The sequence below is a fragment of the Phytomonospora sp. NPDC050363 genome, assembly GCF_040655735.1.
Taxonomy (GTDB): domain Bacteria; phylum Actinomycetota; class Actinomycetes; order Mycobacteriales; family Micromonosporaceae; genus Phytomonospora.
The window spans coordinates 1-23504 of record NZ_JBFAKK010000001.1; the positions used below are offsets into that span (position 1 = coordinate 1).

Annotated in this window: 14 protein-coding genes; 7 read left to right on the forward strand and 7 right to left on the reverse strand. The window is 71.1% G+C overall.

Annotated elements, in window-relative coordinates; genetic code table 11:
* Window positions 1-365 precede the first annotated feature (365 nt).
* A complete protein-coding gene (locus AB0I28_RS00005; RefSeq protein ID WP_357488373.1) occupies window positions 366-3554 on the forward strand; it encodes a S8 family serine peptidase in 3189 nt (1062 codons plus the stop codon).
* Window positions 3555-3736: 182 nt separating this feature from the next.
* Here the strand turns inward: AB0I28_RS00005 and AB0I28_RS00010 are convergent, their stop codons facing one another.
* The 3 genes from AB0I28_RS00010 to AB0I28_RS00020 form a co-directional block, all read right to left on the reverse strand.
* Window positions 3737-4243, reverse strand: a complete 507-nt coding sequence (locus AB0I28_RS00010; protein WP_357488375.1) for an RDD family protein — start codon at window positions 4241-4243, stop codon at window positions 3737-3739.
* Between the two features lie 27 nt (window positions 4244-4270).
* Window positions 4271-4756, reverse strand: a complete 486-nt coding sequence (locus AB0I28_RS00015; protein WP_357488377.1) for a hypothetical protein — start codon at window positions 4754-4756, stop codon at window positions 4271-4273.
* Between the two features lie 139 nt (window positions 4757-4895).
* The gene (locus AB0I28_RS00020; RefSeq protein ID WP_357488379.1) at window positions 4896-8099 is read right to left on the reverse strand and encodes a BTAD domain-containing putative transcriptional regulator; all 3204 of its coding nucleotides are present in this window, start codon (window positions 8097-8099) and stop codon (window positions 4896-4898) included.
* Between the two features lie 211 nt (window positions 8100-8310).
* Here AB0I28_RS00020 and AB0I28_RS00025 point away from each other — a divergent pair, with 211 nt between their 5' ends.
* From AB0I28_RS00025 to AB0I28_RS00040, 4 genes are all read left to right on the forward strand, one after another.
* On the forward strand, window positions 8311-10677 hold the full coding sequence (locus AB0I28_RS00025) for a Fic family protein (RefSeq protein ID WP_357488381.1): 2367 nt from the start codon (window positions 8311-8313) through the stop codon (window positions 10675-10677).
* A 54-nt stretch (window positions 10678-10731) separates the two neighbouring features.
* A complete protein-coding gene (locus tag AB0I28_RS00030) occupies window positions 10732-11826 on the forward strand; it encodes a carbohydrate kinase (RefSeq protein WP_357488383.1) in 1095 nt (364 codons plus the stop codon).
* On the forward strand, window positions 11823-12746 hold the full coding sequence (locus AB0I28_RS00035; RefSeq protein WP_357488385.1) for a pseudouridine-5'-phosphate glycosidase: 924 nt from the start codon (window positions 11823-11825) through the stop codon (window positions 12744-12746). Before AB0I28_RS00030 ends, AB0I28_RS00035 begins: the two co-directional genes overlap by 4 nt.
* A 108-nt stretch (window positions 12747-12854) precedes the next feature.
* Window positions 12855-13508, forward strand: coding sequence for a GPP34 family phosphoprotein (locus AB0I28_RS00040; RefSeq protein ID WP_357488387.1), 654 nt, complete (start codon window positions 12855-12857; stop codon window positions 13506-13508).
* Window positions 13509-13570: 62 nt separating this feature from the next.
* On the opposite strand, the gene AB0I28_RS00045 is transcribed toward AB0I28_RS00040, so the two are convergent.
* On the reverse strand, window positions 13571-15433 hold the full coding sequence (locus AB0I28_RS00045; RefSeq protein ID WP_357489258.1) for a M14 family zinc carboxypeptidase: 1863 nt from the start codon (window positions 15431-15433) through the stop codon (window positions 13571-13573).
* 359 nt (window positions 15434-15792) lie between these two features.
* On the opposite strand from AB0I28_RS00045, the gene AB0I28_RS00050 reads away from it, so the two are divergent.
* Complete coding sequence (locus tag AB0I28_RS00050) at window positions 15793-17298, forward strand: protein kinase (protein WP_357488389.1); 1506 nt, start codon at window positions 15793-15795, stop codon at window positions 17296-17298.
* A 4-nt stretch (window positions 17299-17302) separates the two neighbouring features.
* Here AB0I28_RS00050 and AB0I28_RS00055 read toward each other — a convergent pair whose 3' ends face one another.
* The gene (locus tag AB0I28_RS00055) at window positions 17303-17509 is read right to left on the reverse strand and encodes a hypothetical protein (protein WP_357488391.1); all 207 of its coding nucleotides are present in this window, start codon (window positions 17507-17509) and stop codon (window positions 17303-17305) included.
* Between the two features lie 71 nt (window positions 17510-17580).
* Here AB0I28_RS00055 and AB0I28_RS00060 point away from each other — a divergent pair, with 71 nt between their 5' ends.
* Entirely contained in the window at window positions 17581-17916 is a 336-nt protein-coding gene (locus AB0I28_RS00060; RefSeq protein WP_357488393.1) for a cupin domain-containing protein, read from the forward strand.
* Here the strand turns inward: AB0I28_RS00060 and AB0I28_RS00065 are convergent.
* On the reverse strand, window positions 17913-22415 hold the full coding sequence (locus tag AB0I28_RS00065) for a hypothetical protein (protein ID WP_357488395.1): 4503 nt from the start codon (window positions 22413-22415) through the stop codon (window positions 17913-17915). The genes AB0I28_RS00060 and AB0I28_RS00065 overlap by 4 nt on opposite strands.
* A gap of 18 nt (window positions 22416-22433) precedes the next feature.
* Window positions 22434-23474 carry a hypothetical protein gene (locus AB0I28_RS00070; protein ID WP_357488397.1) on the reverse strand — a complete coding sequence of 347 codons (1041 nt, stop codon included), beginning with the start codon at window positions 23472-23474 and terminating at the stop codon, window positions 22434-22436.
* Window positions 23475-23504: the final 30 nt, after the last annotated feature.

The window sequence follows — 23504 nt, forward strand, 5'->3', positions numbered from 1 at the left end:
CGTCGTGGAGCGTGGCGGTGTCGAAGCGATCGGTGTCCATGATGCGAAAGTACAGCGTCCTCAGTGGCCGGTGATCTTACGGGTGCCGCAGCCCCACGATGATCACCAGGACACGCCCAGGGTCCCGACCGTCGAAATGTCCGCTGTGTCGGCACGGGCATTCTCGTGGATCGATGGATTCCCATACTGGGCCCGACCTGTCCGCGCGGACGTGCTTCTCGGAGACCGATGTGCCTTTCTCGGCTTCCCGCGAGACCTTTCACGCCGCCGGACTCGTCAACTACCGAGGACCGCTGTCCGTCCACAGTGGTCTGTCCAATTAGGACCATCGACCCACTGGGAGTTGGCTCGACGTGAGAAGAAGCATGCGACTGATCGTCGGCGGGGCGGCTGCGGCCGCCCTGCTGCTGGGTGCGGCGCCGCCGGTGGCGGCCGACCCGACGGGCGAGGCCGCCGGGCCACTCGCCGTATCCCCGCCCGCCGACGGGCGCGGCCACATCGTGACCCTGGTGACCGGCGACCGGGTCGACGTCGCCGCCGACGGGACGACGACCCTCCTCCCGGGCGAGGGCCGGGAGAAGGTCGGCCACCAGCGGTTCCGCGACGGCGACGACGTCTACGTCGTGCCCGCCGACGCCGTCGCGCCGCTGCGCGCCGGCCACCTGGACCGGCGCCTGTTCAACGTGTCGGGACTGATCCGCGACGGCTACGCCGACAGCGACGTCCTTCCGCTCATCGTCTCCGGCGGCGCGGCCTCACGGTCTGCGGCCGTCGCCGACGGCACCCGCCTGGAGAGCATCGGGGCGACCGCCTCGGTCCTGTCCGCGTCCGGTCTCGCCGGGCTCTGGAGCTCGGTGAGCGGCGCGAACGCCCGCTCGGCCGCCGACACCAGGATCCTGCTGGACGGCAGGTCGCGGGTCGTGCTCGACGCGAGCGTCCCGCAGATCGGTGGGCCCGCCGCATGGGAGGCCGGCTACGACGGAACCGGCGTGACCATCGCCGTCCTCGACTCCGGCTACGACCCGACCCACCCCGACCTGGCCGGCCGCGTGACCGTGGCCGAGAACTTCACCGAGGAGTCCGACGCCGTCGACCGGAACGGTCACGGCACGCACGTGGCCTCGATCGCGGCCGGCACCGGCGCGGCCTCGAACGGGAAGTACAAGGGCGTCGCGCCGGGCGCGAACCTGATCGTCGGCAAGGTCTGCACCCAGGACGGGTTCTGCGCCTACAGCGACATGATCGAGGGCATGGAGTGGGCCGCGGCTCAGGGCGCGACCGCGGTGAACATCAGCATCGGTGGCGCGCCCTACGACGGCAACCCGGTGGTCGAGGCGCTGGAGCGCCTCAGCGCGGACAGCGGGACGCTGTTCGTGGTGGCGGCCGGCAACAACTACGGGCCGAACAGCATCGACAGTCCCGGGGTGGCGCCCTCGGCGCTGACCGTCGGCAGCGTGACCAAGTCCGACGAGCTGTCCGACTTCTCCAGCCAGGGACCGGCCTACGACTACTCGGTCAAGCCGGACCTGGTCGCCCCGGGTAGCGCGATCACCGCTGCCCAGGCCGCCGGAACCGGGACCGAGGGCGAGTCCTACGTCGCCCACGACGGCACGTCCATGGCCACCCCGCACACCACCGGCGCGGTGGCGCTGCTCAAGCAGCGGCACCCGGACTGGACGGGCGAGCGCCTCAAGAACGCGCTCGTCGGCTCCGCCAAGGGACTCGACGCCCTCAGTCCCATGCAGGAAGGCGCGGGCCGCCTCGACGTGGCGCGCGGAATCTCCCAGGCCGTCCACGCCGACGGCTCGGTCTCCTTCGGGTTGTTCCGGTTCCCGCAGGACCAGGAGACCGCCGTCGAGGACGTCACCTACACCAACGACGGCGACGCCGACGTCACGCTCTCGGTCTCGCTGAGCGGTGGCGAGGGCTTCGCCGTCGACCGTCCACAGGTGACGGTACCGGCGGGCGGCTCGGCGACGGTGTCGGTGTCCTACGACCCCGACCCGGCGCGCGAGTACGGCGCGCACTCCGCGGAACTGGTCGCCACCGACGGGACCGCGACGGTCCGGACCGCCCTCGGCGCGGTGACCGAGGAGGAGATCTGCACGGTGGACTTCCCGTCGACCCTCGTCGAGGGAGAGACGTTCGAGTTCGCCGATGTCACCTACTGGAACCTCGACACCGGCGAGCAAAGCATCACCTGGGACTACCGGCCGGACGGGACGCCGTACGCCCGACTCACGCCCGGCCGCCATATATTCGCGGCCGTGGTCGCCAGCAGCGACGGTGAATCGCTCTTCGGGACCTTCACCGACATGGCAGCCCAGATCAGCGCGGACACCTCGATCACCGTCGACGCCGCCTCCGCCGGGGAAGTGACCACCGACATCACCTTCACCGACGGGGAAGTGCTGTCGTCCTCGTCGGCCGAGGTGCGGGTCGGGATGACCGAGGACCCGCACAGCGGTATCGGCGCGACCATGTGGTTCGGCAGCGTCTTCACGACCCGGTTGCTGCCCGGTTCCTCGGGCCTGCCCGTGCTGTTCGACCTGTGGCAGCTCTTCGAGGACGAGGGCGGCGAGTACTACCTGTCCGAGACGCGCGAGGGACCGCTGCCCGACGGTCTCGCGCTGGCTTACGAGGAGTCCGACCTCGGTGTCGTCGAGCACGTGATCGCGGCCCAGGGGCCGGGGACCACCACCGCGTACCTGGGGTCCGGGCGCAACGGAAGCGGCATCGCGCTGCCCCGGCAGGCTCCCGGAACCTACCGGATCCATTACACGCCGGGGGAGTGGAACTCCAGCGTCTCCCTGGGTGAGTTCATGTCGGACGACACCGAGGACCACGGCACGTCCCATGTGGTGGTCGCCGGAGCGACCACGACGGTTCGCTGGAACAGCGCTCCGCTCGGGACCGGGTTCACCAACGACGCGGCGGGTGTGCACCGCCGCAACGGTTTCCTCTATGTCAACCTCGGCATGTTCAGCGGCCCGGACCCGGCGATCGAGTCGTGGTCGATGAGCCCGAACAGCCGTCTCACCTTCACCGCCAACGGCGAGACCGTCCTCGACACCTCCTACTCCTACACCAACCGTTTCGAGATCCCCTCGGGACTTTCCGGCGACTTCGTCTTGACCTGCGAGATGGAGCGGGACGTCGCCTGGAGTGACATCGGCACCAAGTCCACCGTCGAGTTCTCCTACGCGCAGGACTTCGTCCCCGACGCCGCACTGGATCCCGCCGTGAGCCTCGTGCGCCTCGACGCCACGGGAGTGCGCGACGGGTACGCCAAGGCGAAGCTTCCGCAGGTCGTGTCGCTGAGCTTCGACCACAACACCGACGGGCAGCCCGCCGTCGAGACCCTGGGCATGGAGGTCTCCTACGACGACGGGAAGACCTGGAAGCGGGTCGCGGTCAGCCGCTTCGGTGAGACTGGCGTGGCGGTGCTGTTCCACCCCGCCGGGGCCACCGCCGTCTCGACTCGTCTGACCGCCGTGAACATCGACGGCGACACCACAGTGCAGACCATGATCCGTTCCTACGGCCTGAAGTAGGGCCCCGTTCCGGGGGCCCGCGACGAGAGTCGCGGGCCCCCGTTCTTTCTGGCCACTCTCGCCGCCCGGCCCGGTGTGCCGGTCTCCCCGGAGGACTTGATCGGCCGGGTCCGGGCCGGTGAGCCGCCGGAGCCTTACGCCGGGTAGAGCCCGGGGCGCCGACGCCGTCGGCGCCCCGCCGGTCAGCCCTTCGGCAGTGTGACGACGACCGTGCGCACGATCTTGTCGTGCAGTGTCTGCCGGTGGGGCTTGTCCCACAGGCACCACAGCGGGTTGAGCAGCCCGAAGGGCAGGAACACGAAGACCCAGAACGCCATGGGCCGCAAGGTCACCGCGATCCACCCGGCGGGCAGGCCGTCGTGCCGGCGCAGCACGCGCAGTCGCAGGAGCTTCTTGCCGATCGTGGCGCCGACGGTGCCGAGCAGGATCGCCTCGTAGGTGATCGGGCACGTGACGGCTACGACGATCGCGATGACCCGGGCGGTGTCCTTCACCGCGCCGGGGAGGAGCTGGTCGGTGATGAGGAATCCCGCGCTGACGGCCAGGGGGTAGAGCACGGCGACGGCGGCGATGTCGATCGCGCGTGCCGCCAGGCGCCGGCCGGGGTCGGCGAGGGCCGGGATCTGCGGCTCCCCGGGCTCGGGGATGGAGAACCGCGCTTCGGCGGGCTCTCGGGTGGTGACGTTCATGGATCTCCTGATCTCTGGGGGCGCCGACTAGGGCCAAGTGGCCGGAGGCATGTGACGTGCGAGCCGAAGCGCGCGGTGAGCGGCGAACCAGGCGTTCACCCGGTGCTGCGCCAGCAGGCCGACGATGATCGCGTCGGCCGCCATGAGGCAGGCGGCGAGCACGCCGTAGAAGGCGAGGAAGGCGCCGATGTGGTTCTCGGCCGCCGATCCGGCGGCGGTGAAGCCGACGGTGGACCCCAGCCCGTCGCAGATCGCCGAGGTCCCTGCGACGGCGAAGGCCGCCACCCGGCATTCCGAATTTCCGCGCAGTACGAAGATGCCGAGAATCCCGGCCGTGACGTGCAGCGCCGGCCCGAAGCAGCCGGTGAGGCCGAGAAGGACCGCCTCGGCGTCCTCACCGTCGGGGTCGTTGACGACGGCGACCGTGAACAGCATCAGCATGCCCACCACCCCGCTCGCGTACATGAGCATCACCGCGGTCTGCACCTGCGCCGGGCGCGGGAGCACGATCACCCGCGGCGGCGGAAGTGGTGTTCGGGAGTGCATGGATCACCGGGCGTTCTGCGGAGGCCGGGGGAGACCGGCGTGGACAGGTACGCCGCGATGGTCACCGGCCGGGCGCCCGAAACCCGCCCTGAATCCGCCCTCCCGGTCAGCCGCCTCCGCTGAGCAGGACCTCGACCCGGGCCAGGTCGGCGCTTCCCGAAGCCGCCATCAGATCCCGCGCGCGGCTCCAGGCGGTACGGGCCGCGGTCATGTCACCACGTCCCTTCTGGATGAGACCGATCGTCATCAGTACCCGGGCCTCGTCCAGGTGCTGGCCCTTGGCGCCGAGCTCGCCGAGAGCGGCTTGCGCGACCTTGTGCGCCGCGTCGAGATCTCCTATGGCGTGCAGCGTCTTGGCGAGCAGCGCGCGGGCCGGTCCGATGTGGGTTCCCGCCTTCTCGGCGATGCCGAGCGCGGCGCGCGCTCGCCGGTTGGCGTCGGCGGTGTCTCCCTTGTGGAGGGCGAGGGCGGCGCGGCCAGTTGTCACGACATAGGTGCCGTAGCCGTAAGTGCCCTTCTCCAGCGCGGCATCGGCGCGGTCGAGCCATGCGCCGGCCGCACCGGTGTCCCCGCCCTCGCGAAGTGCGATCTGGGCGAGGCCACAGGCCGACATGACGGTGAGCCGCACGTCGCCCAGGCGGTCTCCTTCGTCGAGCAGCGCGTGGAAGTAGGCGCGGGCCGTGCCGTAGGAGCCGAGTTCCCGGTGCATCGCCGCCAATCCGATCCAGATCTGCACCTCGTCGTGGTGGCGGCCCAGCTCGGTGAAGAGCCGGCCCGCCCGGGTGAGCACGTCGACGGCTTCGCGGAGTTCGCCGCGCCGGGAGTGCAGGAAGGCCAGGGTCTGGAGGATCTCGGCGCGTGAGGCGTCGTCGCCGTCGTCGGCTCGCGCCAGGGCGGCGGTGAGGTCGTCGAGGGCGCGGTCGAGATCCCCGACCTGGATGCGCGCCTGCGCCAGATTCGTCAGGCCGCGAAGCTCGGACTCGGCGTCGTCGTTGTCCTGGTCGATCGTCACGGCCCGGCGCGTCAGGTCGATGGCCGAGGGCAGGTCGTTGCGCAGGTGGTGCACCGAGGCGAGCCCGTGCAGTGCCTGGGCCTCGCCCCTGCGGTGATCATTGCGGGCGAACAGATCGAGCGCGCGCTGGTACTCGGCGAGCGCGGCTTCGGCCTCCGAGGTGCGGAAGTGGATGGCGCCGCGGGCCTGATGCATCGCCGCCAGTCCCACGTCGCTGGCGACGGCGCCCGCGGCGGCGAGGCCGATGTCGGTGACACCGCGCCACTCGGCGAGCGCGCCGGTGTCGCTCAACGGCACCCGCAGCGCGTCGGCGAGGCGCCAGGCGGCCTCCGGCCGATGGTGCTCGGCGGCGTAAGCGACGGCCGCCACGATGTTGGGCAGTTCGGCGCCCAGCCAGGCCCGCGCGACCACCGCTTCACCACGGTCGACGGCCGGGGGACGGCCTCCGCCGGCGAACACCGATCCGCCAACGGCCCTGGTCAACTCGGCGAGGTAGTAGGCGAGGAGGCGGTCGACGGCCGCGCCGCCGTCCGGATCGTCGGCGGCGTGGCGGATGCCGAAGGCCCGGACGAGGTCGTGATGGGTGAAGCGATCGGCCGCCGACTCGGCGATCAGGTTGCGGGACAGCAGGCGCTCTACAGTGGACTTCAGCGGTGCCGCAGAGCGCAGGGTCACGATGCCCAGCGCCTCGGCCGACAGGCCCGCCGGGGAGGGCACCATCGCCGACAGCCGCAGCGCTCGCCGGGACTCCTCGTCGAGCGACGCGTAGGAGCGGGCGACCGCGGCGTGGACGTCGGCGTGCGGGTCATCGGGTACGGCGAGCCTCCGCAGTGGTTCGGCGGCGATGTCGGCGGCGTAGCCGGCCACCGACTGGTGCGGCCGGTCGGCGAGGAGCGCGCCGGCGATGCGCAGGGCGAGGGGAAGGTGGCCGCAGGCGGCGGCGAGGGCCTCGGCGGCGCCCGGTTCCCCGACGAGCCGTTCGGCACCGAGCATCCCGGTGAGGATCTCGACGGCGGCGCGCGTGCCGAGCACGTCGAGGGCGAGTCGTTCGGCTTCGTCGAGGGCGACCAGTCCGCTGAGCCGTTCGCGGCTGGTCACCAGCGTGAGGCAGCCCGGCGAGTCCGGCAGTAGCGCGCGGACGCGGGCCGCGTCTCCGGCGTTGTCGAGGAGCAGCAGGGCGCGGCGGCCGGCGAGAGTCGACCGCAGGAGCGCCCGCCGTTCGTCGGTGCCGGGCGGGACGCGGTCCGGAGGCAGGCCGAGGGCGCGCAGGAGGATCGTGGTCGCGACGTCGGTGTCGAGCGGCGGTTCGGGGTCGAAGCCGCGCAGGTTGAGGTACAGACGCCCGTCGGGGAAGCGCTCGGCGGCGCGGTGCGCCCAGTGGACCGCGAGAGTGGTCTTGCCGGCCCCCGCCGGGCCGGTGACGACGATGACACGGCTCCGCTCGGCGAGCGCGTCCAGTGCGGCGAGTTCGGCGTCGCGGCCGGCGAGTAGGCGCGAGGGGGACGGGAGCGTGGAGATCGGACGGGCCTTCGCCGGTGCGGGCGCCGCGTCCAGGCTCGGCGCGGCGCCCAGGATGTCCTTGTGGAGACTGCGTGTCGCGGCCGAGGGCTCGATGCCGTACTCGTCGGCGAGGCGGGCGCGGAGGCGCCGGTAGGCCCGTAGCGCCTCCTCGGCGCGTCCGGTCCGGAAGAGGGCGAACATGAGCTGGCCGTGCGGGCGTTCGCGGGAGGGGTGGGCCCGGGTCAGCGCGGTGAGTTCGGCGATGACCTCGGCGTTGCGGCCGAGGGCGAGCATCGCCTCGATCCGGTCTTCGCGCAGGCGCGTGCGGAGCTCGTCGAGCGACGCAGCCTCGGCGCGGACGGCGGGTGTGTCGAGACCGTCGAGCGCGGGTCCGCGCCAGAGGGCGAGGGCGTTGTCCAGGGCGGTGAGGCGTGCGGTGTCGTCGGTCGCGGCGTCGATCCCGCCGATCGCCTCGTGGAGGGCCGGCAGGTCGCAGCGGGCGGCGTCGGTGTTGATGAGGTAGCCGGGGGAGCGGGTGACGATGAGCTCGCCGCCGAGACCGCGCAGGTCCCGGCGCAGTTCGGCGACCATCGTCCGCAGTCGCGGTGCCGGGTTGGCAGGGGGCTCGGTGTCCCAGATGTACTCGGAGAGCCGGCGGACACTGACGACCCGGCCGCCGTTGAGCAGGAGCCCGGCGAGGAGCAGCCGCTTTCGGTGCCCGAGGCTGACGGGCCTGCCGGCGGCGCCGACCTGGAAGGGACCGAGGAGCAGGAAGTCGTGTCTCGGGGCGGCGGCCATGGCCAACATGATGACCGGCGGGACCCGAGTCGATGTCGGGCCCCTGCCCTGCGGGGCATACGACGGGCCGCCTGTGGCATTGGCGTCCACAGTGGATCGCATGCCCCCTCGCCATGGACCGGCGACTTCCACCACACGGGAAGCCGATCATGCCTCCCCGTCTGCCCGTCGGGGCAGTCCGGCGATCGGACCCGCCCAGTACGGTGCCGGGATGGAGCGGGAGCGTGCTCACACTGCCGGAGCGCATGCGGGGACCCAGCCCGACCGTCGCCGCGCCCGCGTACCCGGCGACGTGCGCGCCGGACTCGGCCCGCACCGCACACCCCAGGGGATCCTGCGCCTCCAGTCATCGGCGGGAAACGCCGCCGTCAGCCGGCTGCTCTCGGTGCAGCGCCAGGACCCGGACGGGGCGGCGGCGTCCATGTCCTCTGCCGCGCCGGCGGCCACGGCCGAACCGCTGTCGTCTGAGGCGGCCGAGCCCACGCTCTCCTCGACCGACCGCGAGATCGACGGCCGCACCGTGGGCGAGGTCGGCGCCGACCTGCGCGGCCGCACCGGCCGCTACCTTCGGGTGCTCGACTCGTTCAAGCAGGGCGGCCTGGACACCAAGCAGCAGGAGCTCGACTGGTACGGCGAACTCGACCTCGTCGGCGAGTTCATCGACCTGTTCAACAGCGCTCCCCGCACCGACCCGGCCCGCTGGGACGCCGTCCCGGGCCAGTGGGACGAGGTCCGCACCCAGCTCGACGCCGCGCTCGCGGCGCCGATCACGGCCGAGGGGATCGGCGAGGCGGGACGTCGCAGCGAGGAGGCCTTCGCTCACTTCGACCAGGTCTTCCGGCTCGACCAGCAGCTGCGCGACGAGTTCTCGCACTACCTGCGCGGCTTCAGCCAGTCCGCCGAGGGCGTGCACACCACGGCGGTCATCGTGCGCGACGTCTCTTTCGCGGCGGCGGTGTCGATCGCGGTCGTCCTCGCCGCTCCGGCCGTCGCCGCCGGCGCCACGGTCGCCTCCGGTTACGTCGGCTTGACCGGGACCGCGGCGACCGTCGCCACGTACGGCGGCACCGCGCTGACGATGGGCGCCATGGGCGCGGGCATCGAAGGTGCCGGGCAGGCCCTTCCGGTGGCGGTCATGGAAGGCGTCGGCCTGCTCAACGACCTGGTGGTCGAGGGGCGGACCTGGAACGACGCGGCCGCCCGCTTCGACTGGGGTGCGATCGGCGACAACGGCTGGGAGGGTATGAAACGCGGCTTCGTCGACGGCCTCCTCGCCTACGCCGGCCTCGGATTCGACCGGGTGCTGGCGCGCGGCACGTCGGTCATGCTGTCGCGGATCCTCGGCCAGGCGGGCGCCGGCACGCTCGCGCAGGTGCTGCGCATGGCCCTGACCAGGGCGATCGGCGGCGGCGCGTCCGGTGCCGTCATCGGGGCGCTCGACGCCGGCATCAAGTCGGCGATCGAGGGCAAGAGCCTCGCCGAGGTCCAGGCGGCGATGGAGCAGGGCTTCATCATCGGCGGACTCGCCGGGGTCGTGCTCGGCGGCGCGGGCGGCGCCTTCGAGGGCCGCACCAAGGCGCGTCTGGCCGCCGAGATCTCCGAACTCCAGTCACTCCTGGTGTCGAATCCCGAGGAGTTCGCCCGGCGCTACCGTACCCTCGTCGAAGGTCTGACACCCGAACAGCGCCTGGCCTGGGACACCGAGATGCAGGGACGGCGCTTCGTCGACCGCGAGCACTACGGCCCGGCCGCCGACGCCTTCGACTCCGGTGCCTCGACCGTGCCGCCCGCGCACCGCTACGGCGAGCCGCACTTCCGCGACTGGCAGGAGGCCGCGGCGATGCTCGACGACCACGCCCGCACCGGCCGGCCGCTCACGCAGGCCGAGGTCGAGGCGGCACACGCCGCCGCCGCGCGCGACCTCACCAGCGAGGCCGGCAGCGTCCGCGGACCGGGCGTGGACGTGTTCGCCGGAGGCGGCCGGGGATTCCGGGGCGCGTTCAGCGCGCTGTCACCGGAGCAGATCGCCATCCTGGAGCGCAATCCGCACATCCAGCTCGCGCTGCGGGGCATGGACAACGCCTCTTTCACCGCCGAGGAGATCGCCGCCCGCATGGAGTCGGCGATCATCGCCTACCCCGAGGGCGCGCTCGTACAGAGCAAGCTCGACGACTTCTTCCGCTGGTACACCGAGGCCTCGGCGACGATGGGCCCGACCGAGTTCGCCGCCGCCGCACAGCGCGAGCTCGTCTCGATCCACCCCTTCGTGGACGGCAACGGCCGCATCACCCGCCTGGTCATGGACCACGCCCTGCAGACCCGGGGCCTGCCGCCGTCACTGCTCGACAACCCCAATCTCGACTACATGATCTCCGAGGCGGCCTGGACAGCCGAGGTCCGCCGGGGCGTCGTGGAGTCCTACCAGACCACCCTGCGCCACGTGGACCTGTTCAACGCGGCCATCCGCTCCGGCGAACTCGCCCGCGCGGGCGTCATGTGGGGCTCGATCCTCGGGCTGACCGGCCATCCCGCCGTGCTGACCCAGTGGCTGTACAACGACGATCCGGTCTGCCGCTAGCGACTCCACCCCACCCGATTCTTTAGTGCGCTAAAGCTCCTTTATGATCATCGCGTGTCCCTCACCGAACGCGAACGCGAGATCGTGGCCCTGCTGCACCGCGATCCGATGATCGGCTCGGCGGCCATCGCCGAGGCGCTCGGCACGACCAGGGCGGCGGTCAACGTCCACCTGTCCAACCTCGGCAGGAAGGGCGTCATCCTCGGGCGCGGATACGTTCTGGCGAACCGTCCCGCCGTCGTGGTGGTCGGCGGCGCGAACATGGACGTCAAGGCCCGCAGCCAACTCCGGGCCGTACCCGCGTCCAGCAACCCCGGCACGGCGAGCATCACCCCCGGGGGCGTCGGCCGCAACGTCGCCGAGAACCTCGCCCGCCTGGGCACCCGCACACACCTCGTCTCCGTCGTCGGCTCGGACAGCCTCGGTGACCAGGTCCTCGCGGCGACCTCGGCGGCCGGCGTGCACGTCGAGCACGTCCGCCGCAGCACGCGGCCCACCGGCACCTACACCGCCGTCCTCGACACCGACGGCGAACTGGTCGTCGCCGTCTCCGACATGAGCGCCACCGAGGACATCGGCATCGCCCAGGTCGCCGCCGTCCGCGACCTGATCGCCAACGCCGAACTGCTGGTCCTCGACGGCAACCTCCCCGAGGCGACACTGTCCTACGCGCTGGAACTCGCCGTCGCCGCCGACGTGCGCGCGATCCTGGAACCCGTGAGCGTCCCGAAAGCGGCCGCGCGCGCCCACCTCGTCTCGGCCGAGCGGCCGCTGTTCGCGATCACCCCGAACCGCGACGAACTGGCCGTGCTCGCCGGCCGGCCCACCGGCACCGAACGCGAAGTGCTCGACGCCACGGCGGTACTGCACGAACAAGGCGTGCGGTACGTGTGGACCCATCTCGGCGACAAGGGCTCGCTGCTCAGCGGCCCCGACGGCGCCGTCCCGATCGACGCGGTGCCCACCGAGGTCGTCGACGTCACCGGAGCCGGCGACGCGGCGCTGGCGGCCTTCGTCCACGCACTGCTCGCCGGAGAGGAAGTCGCGGCCGCGGCCGCCTACGGCCATGCCGCCGCCGCGCTGACCATCGCCGGCCCGAACACCGTTCGACCCGACCTGACCGACTGGCTCGTGAGGAGCACCCTGTGACCACGCCCCACCCGATGCTGCGCCTGACTGACGAGGTCTCCCAGGCCCTGCGCGACCGGACCCCGGTCGTGGCGCTGGAGAGCACGATCATCAGCCACGGCATGCCCTACCCGCAGAACGTCGCCATGGCCGTGGAGGTCGAGGGGATCATCCGCGAGCACGGCGCGGTGCCGGCCACGATCGCGGTGCTCGGCGGCATCCCCCGCATCGGCCTCGACCGCGACGACCTGGAGCTGCTGGCGAGCCACGGCGACGTCGCCAAGGTGAGCCTGCGGGACCTGCCCTTCGTCATGGCCCGCGGCGCACACGGCGCCACCACGGTCGCCGCGACGATGCGCCTGGCGGCCCTCGCCGGAATCCGCGTCTTCGTGACCGGCGGCCTCGGCGGCGTCCACCGGGGCGCCGAGCACACCTTCGACGTGAGCGCCGACCTGACCGAGCTGGCCGCCACGGACGTGACCGTGGTCAGCGCGGGCGTCAAGAGCATCCTCGACATCGGACTGACGCTGGAGAAGCTGGAGACCCTCGGCGTGCCGGTGCTGGTGCACGGCAGCGACGAGTTCCCGTCCTTCTACTCGCGCGACAGCGGGCACCGGGCGCCCATGCGGGTGGACTCGCCCGCCGAGGTCGCCGCCGTGATGACCGCCAAATGGGGAATCGGCCTGGCCGGCGGACTCGTGGTGGCCAACCCGATTCCGGTCGCCGACGAGATCCCCGCCGACCGGATCGGCGCCATCATCTCCCGGGCGCTGGCCGACTCGGAGGCGCTGAACGTGCGGGGCAAGGACATCACGCCGTACCTGCTCGGCCGGATCGTCGAACTCACCGACGGCGCCAGCCTCACCGCCAACATCGCCCTCGTCCGGTCCAACGCGCGCCTCGGCGCGGCGATCGCCGGGGAGTACGCAGCCCGGGCCTGACGACGCCGAAGCGGGCCCGCCGGCGAGAGCGACTCATGCCCGAGCAGGATCCCGGCTCATTCCCCGCTACGATGCCGCCACCGGCCCGGCCTCACTAGCGTTTGGGGCATGGTGAACCTCCTGGAAGAAGTGGCGCTGCTCGCCTACCGCGACGACAAGGGACGCAACGCCGTCCCGTACCTGCAGTGGAGTCTGGCCGGTGCGGCCCTGCTGGAACTCGCGCTGGGCGGGCACATCGTCGTCGACGACACCGGAAGGGTCGCCGTCCGCGAACCGGGCCCGGTGGCCCGGCCCGGCGTCGACGAAGCGCTCAAGCGGCTGTCGGAGTCCAGGACACGGCACATCCCCAGCTCCTGGGTGCAGATCCTGGCCGGCGTCGACCTGCGGCTGCCGGTCCTCGAAGGCCTGGTGGAGCAGCGAATCCTGACCCACGACCGGGAGAAGGTCCTGGGGCTCATCCCGGTCAACAGGTACCGCCCCGTCGAGACCGGCGTCGAGGAAGAGGTCCGGGCGCGCCTTGAGCGGGCCTTCGACCACGCCGCCGGCGCCGACGTCCGCACCGCCGCACTCGCCGGGATCATCAGCGCCACCTTCATGGAGGGCGCGGCCCTGCCACAGCACGAGTACGGCGCGGTGAACAAGACCTTCAGGGAACTCGCCGCGGGCTTCGTGGAGATCGAGAAGTTCGTCGAAGGCGTCCAGCTCGCCGTCACCCTGTTCCGCTCCACCCCCGGATCGGCAACGGCGGTGGCCACCTCCTGACGGCGGCGGCGGCCGGTGCGGCGAGACGGGTGGATCCCGCCTCGCCGCGTCTTCGACCGCCGCTACGGCGTGTCGAAACCGAGCGCGTAGCCTCCGCTGCCGGAGTAGGCGTGGACGCGGTACCGGTAGCGGCCCGCCGTGCCGTTGTACGTCAGCGTCTCATCGGGTCGCGCCGACGTGCCCTGCGCGACGTTCGTCCAGGTGGTGCCGTTCCACTTCTGCAGGTAGATGTCGAAGTCGGTCCCGTTCGGTCCGTCCAGGCAGGCCTGGTGCGTCCCGGAGACCGTCGTCTCGAAGTAGGACCCGTCCGGCTGGTACACGCTGCCGCCCGAGGTCAGCGAGCCGGTGCGGTTCGTCTCGTAACCCGGGCACGTGCCCGGCGATCCGTTGACGATCAACTGGAACGTCGTCGTGCGGGTCACCGTCCCGGCACCCCGGATCGTCACCGGGTACGTTCCCGGCGGCGTGCTCGCCGAGGTCTGGATCGTCATCGTCGAGGACGTGCCCGTGGTGGGCTGCGCCGGTGAGAACGCGGCCGTCGCACCGGCCGGAAGACCGGTCGCCGAGAGCGTCACCGGTTGCGGCTGCCCGGCCGTCGTCTGCGTCGAGACCGTCGCCGACACCGCCGCGCCCGGATTGACCGCGGCGGACGCGGGAGCCACCGAGACCGAGAAGTCGCGGGCCGCCTGGCAGTACTCGGCCTCCTTGCCGATCGCCCGGTAGGGGCAGTCGGCGTACTCGGCCAGCGTCAGGATCGACTCCTTGTTGCGCGCGGTCTGCGCCGGGATGACCTCGTCGGGAGGGTAGAAGCCGGGGCTCGGCGAGGCCGGGTACATCTCGTAGGTGAAGGACCAGATCCGCTGGTCGCCCCACATCCAGTCGGTGGAGTCGCCGTCGGTGATGTAGAGCTCGCTGGACTGCTCCGGCGTGTACCCGTTCGTCTCGGCCATCTCGAAGCCGATCGTCTCGAACGTGTCGTACTGGTCTTGCGTCATGCCTTCCGCGGTCTCGGAGTACGTGTACCCGTAGGGCCACAGGATCAGCTCGGAGTACGAGTGGATGTCGATGTGCGCTTTGATCTGCTGCACACCGCCGACCCGGCGCGACAGCACGAAGTCGCGGAACACCTGGATCTCCGGTGACGAGAACGCCGAGGGCCCGCGGTAGGTCTCGCTGCTCGGGCTCCCGCTCGACCCGCCGCAGCAGCCCCACTTGTAGCCGAAGTTGCGGTTGAGGTCGGTGCCGACGGCCGAGGAGCCGGAGTTCGGCTGCCGGTTCTTGCGCCACGACCGGTACGAGCCGGTGGCCACGTCGTACATGCTGCCGTCGGGGTTGAGCATCGGGATGATCCAGATCTCCCGCCCGTTGACGACGTCGGTCACCCGGTTGTCGGAGCCGTAGGAGGCGGTGAACAGGTTCGCCAGGTACAGCGCCTGCTCGGTGGTGAGGTGCTCGCGGGCGTGGATGTTGGCGTTGAACAGGACCTCGGGCTCGTCCTCGTCGCTGCCGACGTTGTCGGAGATCTTCAGCGCGACGATGTCGCGGCCTTCGTAGGAGCGGCCGATGACGCGGCTGCTCGCCAGTGCCGGGTAGGCCGCGGTGATCCTGTTGATCTCGGCGAGGGTCTCGGGGTAGTCGTGGTAACCGGAGTCGGCGGGCGGGAAGCCGGAGAGGTGCGGGTCGTCCGGCGAACCGGGTGACGGCGCGGGCAGCGCCTCGACGTCGAAGCCGAGCCGCTTGATCGCGGCCGCCTCGGTGCCGGTGGCGGTGATGAAGACGGTCCCGTGCTCGATGAAGTCGATGGCCGCGCCGGTGCCGGCGATCGCGCTGGCGTCGGCCCGGGTCTCGGGTCCGACGACGCGGTACTGGGCGCTCGTCTCGGTGGCGGCGGGCTCCGCGGCCGCCGGTTCGGGCGGCATGGACATCGAGCTGGCCACGACGGCGGCCAGCGTCAGAACCGATAAGGCGAGTCGTGCTCGCATGGTGATCTCCTCGTGACGTGTGCCGGAGGGACGCGGGCCGGTTCGAGGGGTCGCGGCCGGCCCGTGCATCCGACTCCCGGGCCGTGGCCCGGGAGAGCGGTGACCCGGTGCGGTCACCGGACCCAGCTTAGGGCCGCCGAAGGCACCGGTGACATACCGAAGATCCGCTTCGATTCAGCGTCTTCCCCATCCGTGCGAGGGGGGAGGGGCCGGGCTTTCCGGAGGGCCGGTCGCCGGTCGGCCACCGGACCGGTTCTCGCTACCATTCCTGAGATTCCTTCACAGTCGACCGAGGGGCCACCATGCACGAGGACGAACTCGTAGGCGCCCGATACCGACTCGATGCCCGCATCGCCACCGGCGGTACGGGCGAGGTCTGGCGCGCCCTCGACACCCGGCTCGACCGCATCGTCGCCGTCAAGCTGCTCCACCCCGAGATGTCGGCGAGCGAGGAGTTCCGCGCGCGCTTCGAGTCCGAGGCCCGAACGCTCGCCGGTCTCGACGCCCCGTCCGTGGCCTCCGTGAGCGACCACGGCGTCGACGAGAGCGCCCACGGCGTGCGGTGCTACCTGGTGATGGAGCTGGTGGACGGCCGCTCGCTGGCCGCCGCGCTGGGGGAGGACGGCACCCTGCCCCCTGGTGAGACCGCGCGGATCGTCGCCGACGCCGCTGAGGGCCTCCAGATCGCCCACGACGCGGGAATCGTGCACGGGGGCGTCAAACCCGCCGACGTGCTGATCACCTCCGACGGCGAGGTGAAGCTCATCGACTTCGGCGCCGCGCGCGCCGTGGAGCCGGCTCGCCCGGCGGACCCGGCCGCGGTCGCCTACACCGCGCCCGAGCGCTTCAGCGACACCGATCCGACACCGGCGGCCGACATCTACGCCCTCGGCGCCGTCGCCTTCGAGTGCCTGACCGGCGCGCCGCCCTTCGCCTCCACCGACCCCCAAGCCGTCATCGCCGGCCATCTCAACCAGCCGCCGCCCGCTCTGCCCGAGGACGTTCCCGGCGTCCTCGCCGAAGCCGTCTACAAGGCGCTGCGCAAGGAAACGGCCGACCGCTGGCTGACCGCCCACTCCTTCGGCGCGGCCTGCCGCACGGGCGCCACCGAGCGCCCGAGCCCCGCCGCGACCGTGCTCATGCCCGCCGCCGAGGCATCGTCACCTGAGACCACGGTGGAGGCCGAGGCCACGACGGCCCTGGAGACGCCGCGGACGCTCGACCCCGTTGCCCGCGACGAGGGGACGAAGGTCGAGGCCGCACCCGGGTCACCGGCCGATGAGGCCGCCTCACCCCGGCGGCGGCGCCGCGTCCTCATCGCCGTCCTCGCCGTCGCGGCGGTGCTGATCGCGCTCGCCGCGGCCTTCGCGCTGCCGGCGCTCACGGGCGGCGAGTCCGAGACCGCCGGCCCGGAGCAGTCCGCCGGCGCGGCGAGCGGACCGGCCTCCTCGCCCGAAACCGCACCGTCCGAAGAGGACGACGCCCCCGGCGACGCGCCCGGTTCGGCCGACGACCGGCCGGGCGCTCCGGACACGACCGGTCCGGACCAAGTGCCGGAGTCGAGCGGGCAGGCCCCGCTGGTCGCGGTTCCCGACCTGGTGGGCCTGCCGATGTCGCAGGCTCCGGAACTGCTCGCCGCAGAGGGCTTCGAGAACCATCAGCCCGAGGCCGCGCGGCCCGACGGTCTGGCGGCCGTCTGCGAGATCTGGGAGCAGACTCCGGCGGCCGGGACCCGCGTGGCCGCCGGCACCACGATCGTCTACCGCTACATGCCCGCTCTGCTCGGCGACTGCGCGACGCGGGGGTAGCGCGTCACGGCTGGTCGAAGGTCCGGCGATAGGCGCTCGGCGTCGTGCCCGCCGGGCCGCGGAAACGGCGGCGCAGGTTGACCGCCGAGCCGAGACCGACGCGGACCGCGATCGCCTCGACGGTCGGATCGCCGGACGAGGTGCGGGGACAGGTCGAGACCCGCCCGAAGGTCGACTGCACCGGCCGTACCAATGCCACCACACGATGCATGGCCGAAAAGTACCCCACGACGTCCCAAGCGGCTCTGAACCCCGCGCTCCGGCCGAGGCAGTCTGGGACGCATGCAACCCGAGATCCTGGCCCAAGAGGGCTACACGTCGGTGACCGTCGACGAATCCCCGGTCCGCGAGCTCTTCCCCGGTATCCGGCTCCGTCCGCTGTGGTCGGGCCCGGGCGGGACCCAGGCCAATGTGCTGGAGATGGACCCGGGTTCGTCGTGGCCCCACCGCGACGTCCACGAGCCCGGACCGGAGGAGGTGTACGTCATCGCGGGCACCTTCAACGACGGTGCCCGCGATTACCCTGCCGGTACGTTCCTGCACGCCCCGGCCGGGTCGTGGCACGTGCCCGCGACCACGACCGGGTGCACACTGTTCGTCTTCTACCCCGCCGGTTAGCGCGCCCGCTGGAGCGCCTCGGCGTGCTCGGACTCGATGATCGGCAGGACGACCGACGGGCCCTTCTGGTCGAGCCACGGACTGGTGACCGGCTGGATCGCCGGGTTCAGCCAGGTCACCGTGTACTGCACCTGGAAGTTGTCGGCGGCGGCGGCGACCCATGCCGTCGTCCAGGTGTGGGCCGCCGCGTTGGTGAAGATGTACGGCGTGCCGACCTGGGCGCCGTTGTAGCGGACGCTGACGCTGACTCGTGCCACGGTCGTGGCGAAGTCGGCGTCGACGGCGACGGCGGTGTGGAAGTTGAGCGTTCCGGTGGCCTTGGCGCAGAAGCGCGGGTCCTTCATCGGGTCGGTGAAGCCGAGCGACGTGAGCGTCGGCAGCGGCCCCCGGGCGACCGGGAACCAGTTGACGTTCTGGTCGAGGTTGAAGTCGGCGTCGATGTCCTGCACCGAGTCGATCCGGAAGTTCGCCACGTCGTCGGGCGAGGTCTTCTTCAGCCGTTCGACGACCGCCTGCTCGACGAGCGTCTCGGCCTGCTGGTGCGCCCAGGTCTCGGCACTGTCGATCATCGCCTGCGTGACACCGTCGCGCGGGGTCGGCGGGTCGATGGTGACGGTGATGCTCTGGCTGGCCACGAGCGTCTCGCGGGTCGCGATGACGATGAACTTCTCGTTGCCCCAGACGCTGGCCAGGGCGTTGTAGACGTCGTTGAGGACCTTCTCGATGGCCTCGTAGCCGGACACGAGGCCCGCCCTGATCCATTCGAGCCAGTGCTCGGCGTACTGGAGGAAGTCCCAGATCAGGTTCTTGAGCTCGTCGTAGACGATGCCGGCGATGTCCCCCAGTTCCTGCACGCTCACGTCGAGGTCCAGCGAGGGCAGGTCGAAGGTGAAGTCCCCGATGGTCACCTCGCTGGCTCCCATGTGGAGCGTCGCCCGGTCGGTGCCGACGTGGAAGCTCATGCCGATCGCGATGGCGGCGTTGAGGTCGAGCGTGCCAAGGCGCACGTCGAAGAGCTTGAACTCGGGGTCGTGGATGTGCACCTCGGCGGCGAAGTCGATGGTCACCCCGGTGTCGGTGTCGACGGTCGAGTCGAAGTCGAACGACGCGCCGAGGCTCTCGTCGCCGACCTTGGCCATGAAGTGCAGCAGCAGACCGGCGCTGCTCACGTTGACGGTGGAGGCCACTTCGAGGTCGAGGAAGACCAGTCTCCCGTCGAAGTAGAAGTGGGCGGGCAGGGTCGCCGGCTGCTTGGTCACCGGGTCGATGCCCTGGACGGGGTAGGTGGACATCGAGAAGCGCGGTCCCCGGGTGCGGTCCTCGTTGCCGGTCAGCTGGAGGTAGCCGTCGAGCACGTCGACGGGATCGGTGAGCTCGACGTCGACGGCGAAGCCCTGGTTCTGCTTGACCTCCAGCTGCACCGCGAGGTGGAGCATGAAGAAGTCGAGGGTGCCGGCGACGTACACGCCGGGGTTGAAGGTGAGCCCGGCCGAGGGCGGGCCGAGCGTGATCGTGCCGCCGCCGGGCGGCATGCAGTAGTAGAACTGCGGCTCAAGGGACGCGTGCAGGGTTCCGTCCTCACCCGTGGTCACCTGGTAGTGCTTGATGACGTCCGAGGCGGGGAAGTTCGTCAGGTACCACACACCCGGCTTGTCGAGGTCCGTCGCGCCGACCACGAGGAGGGTGTTCTCGGCGGTGAACGAGTAGGACGTGGACTTGTAGGCGGCGTTGAAGGCCGCGGTGATGCCCGCGAAGTCCCGGCCGTCGAACTTGGCGGCGGCCGTCGCCGGCATCGTCACCTTCGAGGTCCCGCTGACGCCGACCTGCGCCAGGAGTTCGTCGAGCCACTCGGGGATGACGTCCTTGCCCGAGACGGCGCCGACGATGGTGTCGGCGACCTGCTTGAGGGTGACGTCGCTGATCGAGCCGGCGAACAGGCTCTTCGAGGGATCGCCGGAGTCGAAGAAGAGCGCGATCGAGCTGTCGTAGGTGGTGCCGTAGGCGTTGAGGTCGATCTGTGCGGCGAAGCCGAGACTGGGGATCAGCTCCCAGTCGATGCCGACCACGATGACCACGTTCGACAGGGTCACCGGGCCGAAGACCACCGAACCGATGAGCGAGACGCTCAGGTAGGCCGCGTTCGGTGTGAGCTCGAAGGCCACACCGGCCTTGAGGCAGTCGTTCATGTTCGGCTTGTCGCACGACACGAGCTTGTTGGCGCCGTCGGTGCCCTGCACCGACGTGGTGACGACGCCCTCCAGGTAGAAGCTCGGCTCGCCCGACTCCATGCGGGCGCCGAGGTACCCGCTCAGGGTGGTGACGTCGTTGATCCGCCCCTGCACGCCGGCCTGTGCGTAGGCGTTCTTCCGCGGGTCCATCCCGATGAAGACCAGGAGCTGGAAGGCCAGCTCGACGTCCAGGCCGAGCAGGTGCTGCACGAGGGCGAGGTTCGGCTGGCCGGCCAGGTTCAGCTTCATCTCGCCGAAGAAGTAGAACCCGGCCTTGACCGGTCCGGCGAAGGACGGGATCACCATGTCGGGGCCCGTCTCGCCTTCGAAGTCCGCCGTCGGCGGGAAGTGGAACCCGCTGTCGAGGTCACCGGAGACGAAGACGAACAGCAGCTCGGTCGCGGCGAACATCGCGTCCATGCCCGCGAGCTCCGACAGCCCGCTGAACGCGGCGATCTTGGGCGTGTCGAGTTGCAGCGCCCCGGCGAACACCCAGCCCGAGGGCTGCTTCTCGACCTGCGTGATGAGCGTGCCGAAGGACGGCTTGGCCATCATCGCGAAGGTGTAGGCGGCGCCCTTCTCGGCCCCCTGCCTCTCGACGAGGAGGCTGGTCTTCGGGAAGGTGATGTCGGGCATCCAGCCCGGCAGCGCCCAGCCCGGCCCGAGCAGCCGGTCGGCCAGCGTCTGCATGCTGACGGTGAACTCCGGTACGAGCGCGGTCACCCTGAAGTCGCCGGGCGCCTGGTAGGTGATGTCGGCGCGCAGCCCGAACAAGGTCATCGCGCCGACCATCCCGCCGCCCGGGCCGCCCTTGTAGGAGTCGTTCTCGATGTGGAAGTCGGCGTAGAGGACCTCGAAGACCTCGACCCCACCGAAGCGGAAGACCAGCGGGTTGGCGGGATCGAGGCCGGCGTACATGCCGTAGTGGTTGGCCGGCGAGGCGAACTTGAAGTCCACACCGAGGCGGTTGAACACGATGTCGGGCAGGCCGACGACCCCCGGCAGGTACTCGTCGGTCAGGTGCTTCACCGGAAGGGTGAGGTCGGTGCCGGGCGCCAGCCCCGCCTGCACCCGGTACTCGCCCGGCTTGGACGGCGTGAACGTGGCCGACGCCTGTGCCACCATCTCCACGGGCTTCTCCGTGGTCGGCAGTTCCAGTCCGCCCGAGACCGTCACCGACAGGGTGCGGTTGGTGCTGTCGAAGGGGCTGAGCACCGTGGCCGTGAACTGGACGTCGGTGACCGTGGCGAGGTCGCCGAGCGGCCAGCCCGGACCGTCCGGCGGCATGCCGATGTCCAGCGACGCCAGCATCGGCGTGAGGTCGACGGTGCTGATCCCGAGCGTCAGCCGTCGCAGCTCCAGTCCCGAACCGCTCTGGTACGGGTCGGGCAGCGACGAGTAGAGGTCGTCGGCGCCGATGAGCTCCTTGAGAGCCTGCGCGGCCTCCGAGGGAGTCGGCAGTTTCACTCCGGTGAAGTCCCCGTAGAACGTCATGAGCCCGCCGAGCTGCGGCTTGAGGATCGTGCTGATCCGCAGGCCCTTGTCCGGCCCGAGGTCGAAGCTCGTGGCCAGCATCAGTCCGGCCTGGTTGGTCGCCTCCTGCAGATCGCTGACCAGCCGGGCCTCGACACGGCCCTTGAGGATCGGGAAGTAGTCGGTGAGCACCCCGACGTAGCCCAGCCCGAGCGACATCTGCGGCAGGTCGCCGAGGATCGAGATCGGGCCGACGGCCGTCGTCGCGGCGAACGAGCCGAGCAGCGCCGTCACGCCGCGCCACGGCTCGTCCGTCGCGGCCGGCTCGACCTTGGCGTAGAAGTTCATGCCGGTGGCGAACTCGCCGTCGTCGAGGCCGGGCCAGGTGAACGGGTCGGACGCGAACACGTAGGCGGGTTGGGTGCCGGCGCTGATCGCGACGCTCTCGAAGACCGTCCCGGCCAGGGCCGGGAAGGTCTCGACGAAGCTCCACCCGGTGCCGAGGTCCATCCGCACCGCCAGCTCCGCCTGCTCGCCGGCGAGATGGAAGAGCATGGTCAGCGAGGCGCTGTCGCGGCCGGAGAACTCCGCGCAGGTTCCGGCGACGGTGACGGTCTGCGCTGTGCTGTCCACGACGGGCGGCGCGGCGCCCGTCAGGTCCCACGAGTCCAGGTCGATGACGTCGGCCAGGAGCCGGTCGATGTCGGACGACCCGTAAGGCGCGGGGTCGAAGGAGAAGGTCCGCCGGTTGGCGTCGTACTGGCCGTCGACGGCCGCTTTGAGGGCGGTGAAATCCATGATGCGTCCCCGTCCGCTTCAGTAGTTGATCGTGATGGCGATGGGCGCGTGATCGCTGACGTACAGGCGATACGCGGCGAAGGCGTCGTCGAAGCGGTCGTAGCTGCCGTCCGCCCCCGCGGTCACCTTGTCGTCGCCGACGCTGCGTGCTTCGACGTTGGCGAGCGCCGGGCGAAACGGCGCGGGCTGCCACGTGCCCTGGGCGTCGAGCCGTCCGAGGGATCCGCTGATGACGCCGAGGATTCCGGGTGCCGACACGGTGATGCCGCGCTGCGAACTGTTGCGGCGCACGAAGAAGTTGTCGGAGGTCTGCACGTAGGACTGCGAGTCGGTGGTGGCCACGATCGGCGGGCCGAGGGCGGTACGGTGCCCGTGCATGGCCTGGTCGTATTTCCCGTTCGGTCCGGCGAGGCGCCCGAAGGCCAGGGCGCCGTTGGATCCGGGCGTGCCGACGTCATCGTCGGCCGGGACGTTGAACGAGCCCATGAGCAGCGCCCCGTCGCCCACGTCGAATGCCTCGACACGGGTCAGGTTCGCCATGGCCCGGGTGATCTCGGCGCCGTTCTGCCAGGCGTCGGGCCAGGTGGGTGCGTGCAGGACCGACATCGGCATCCACTTGCCGCTGCTGCCCAGCTTGAAGAACATCGTGAACGGCGGCAGGTCGGGGGACATGCTCTCCGGCCGGGGGAAGCCGAGAAGCCCGTCCAGGGGATTGGGCGCCGGGTACTGCCATAGCCAGTACTCGTAGCCGGGCGGCTTGTAGGCGCCGGCTCGCGAGCCGTCCCAGATGATCAGGTACTGCTCGTCGCGGCCCTGCCCGAGTGGAGGGCTGGCGCTGTGGATCCACGTCGAGTGGGGGTAGTACCCGCGCAGTTCGGCCACCACCGCCTCCCCTAGGGCGTTGGCCAGACCGGAGCGCACTCCGCTGAAGCCGGCGACGGTGATGTCGCCCGCCCGAATGGCCGAGGCGACCAGGCTCGGGTAGCTCGTGCCCGCCAGGGACGCGCGCTGCTGGTCGAGACCGCCGAGATTCCAGTACATGACGTTCAGCTGTGCCATCGGTGACTCCCCCGCTCGGGCGGCGCGTAG

Bases quoted from the DNA above. Each gene is read 5' to 3' on its own strand.
- AB0I28_RS00005 (WP_357488373.1), top strand. From the start codon at position 366: ATGCGACTGATCGTCGGCGGGGCGGCTGCGGCCGCCCTGCTGCTGGGT.
- AB0I28_RS00010 (WP_357488375.1), bottom strand. From the start codon at position 4,243: ATGAACGTCACCACCCGAGAGCCCGCCGAAGCGCGGTTCTCCATCCCC.
- AB0I28_RS00020 (WP_357488379.1), bottom strand. From the start codon at position 8,099: ATGGCCGCCGCCCCGAGACACGACTTCCTGCTCCTCGGTCCCTTCCAG.
- AB0I28_RS00025 (WP_357488381.1), top strand. From the start codon at position 8,311: ATGGAGCGGGAGCGTGCTCACACTGCCGGAGCGCATGCGGGGACCCAG.
- AB0I28_RS00040 (WP_357488387.1), top strand. From the start codon at position 12,855: ATGGTGAACCTCCTGGAAGAAGTGGCGCTGCTCGCCTACCGCGACGAC.
- AB0I28_RS00045 (WP_357489258.1), bottom strand. From the start codon at position 15,433: ATGTCCATGCCGCCCGAACCGGCGGCCGCGGAGCCCGCCGCCACCGAG.
- AB0I28_RS00050 (WP_357488389.1), top strand. From the start codon at position 15,793: ATGCACGAGGACGAACTCGTAGGCGCCCGATACCGACTCGATGCCCGC.
- AB0I28_RS00055 (WP_357488391.1), bottom strand. From the start codon at position 17,509: ATGCATCGTGTGGTGGCATTGGTACGGCCGGTGCAGTCGACCTTCGGG.
- AB0I28_RS00060 (WP_357488393.1), top strand. From the start codon at position 17,581: ATGCAACCCGAGATCCTGGCCCAAGAGGGCTACACGTCGGTGACCGTC.
- AB0I28_RS00065 (WP_357488395.1), bottom strand. From the start codon at position 22,415: ATGGATTTCACCGCCCTCAAAGCGGCCGTCGACGGCCAGTACGACGCC.
- AB0I28_RS00070 (WP_357488397.1), bottom strand. From the start codon at position 23,474: ATGGCACAGCTGAACGTCATGTACTGGAATCTCGGCGGTCTCGACCAG.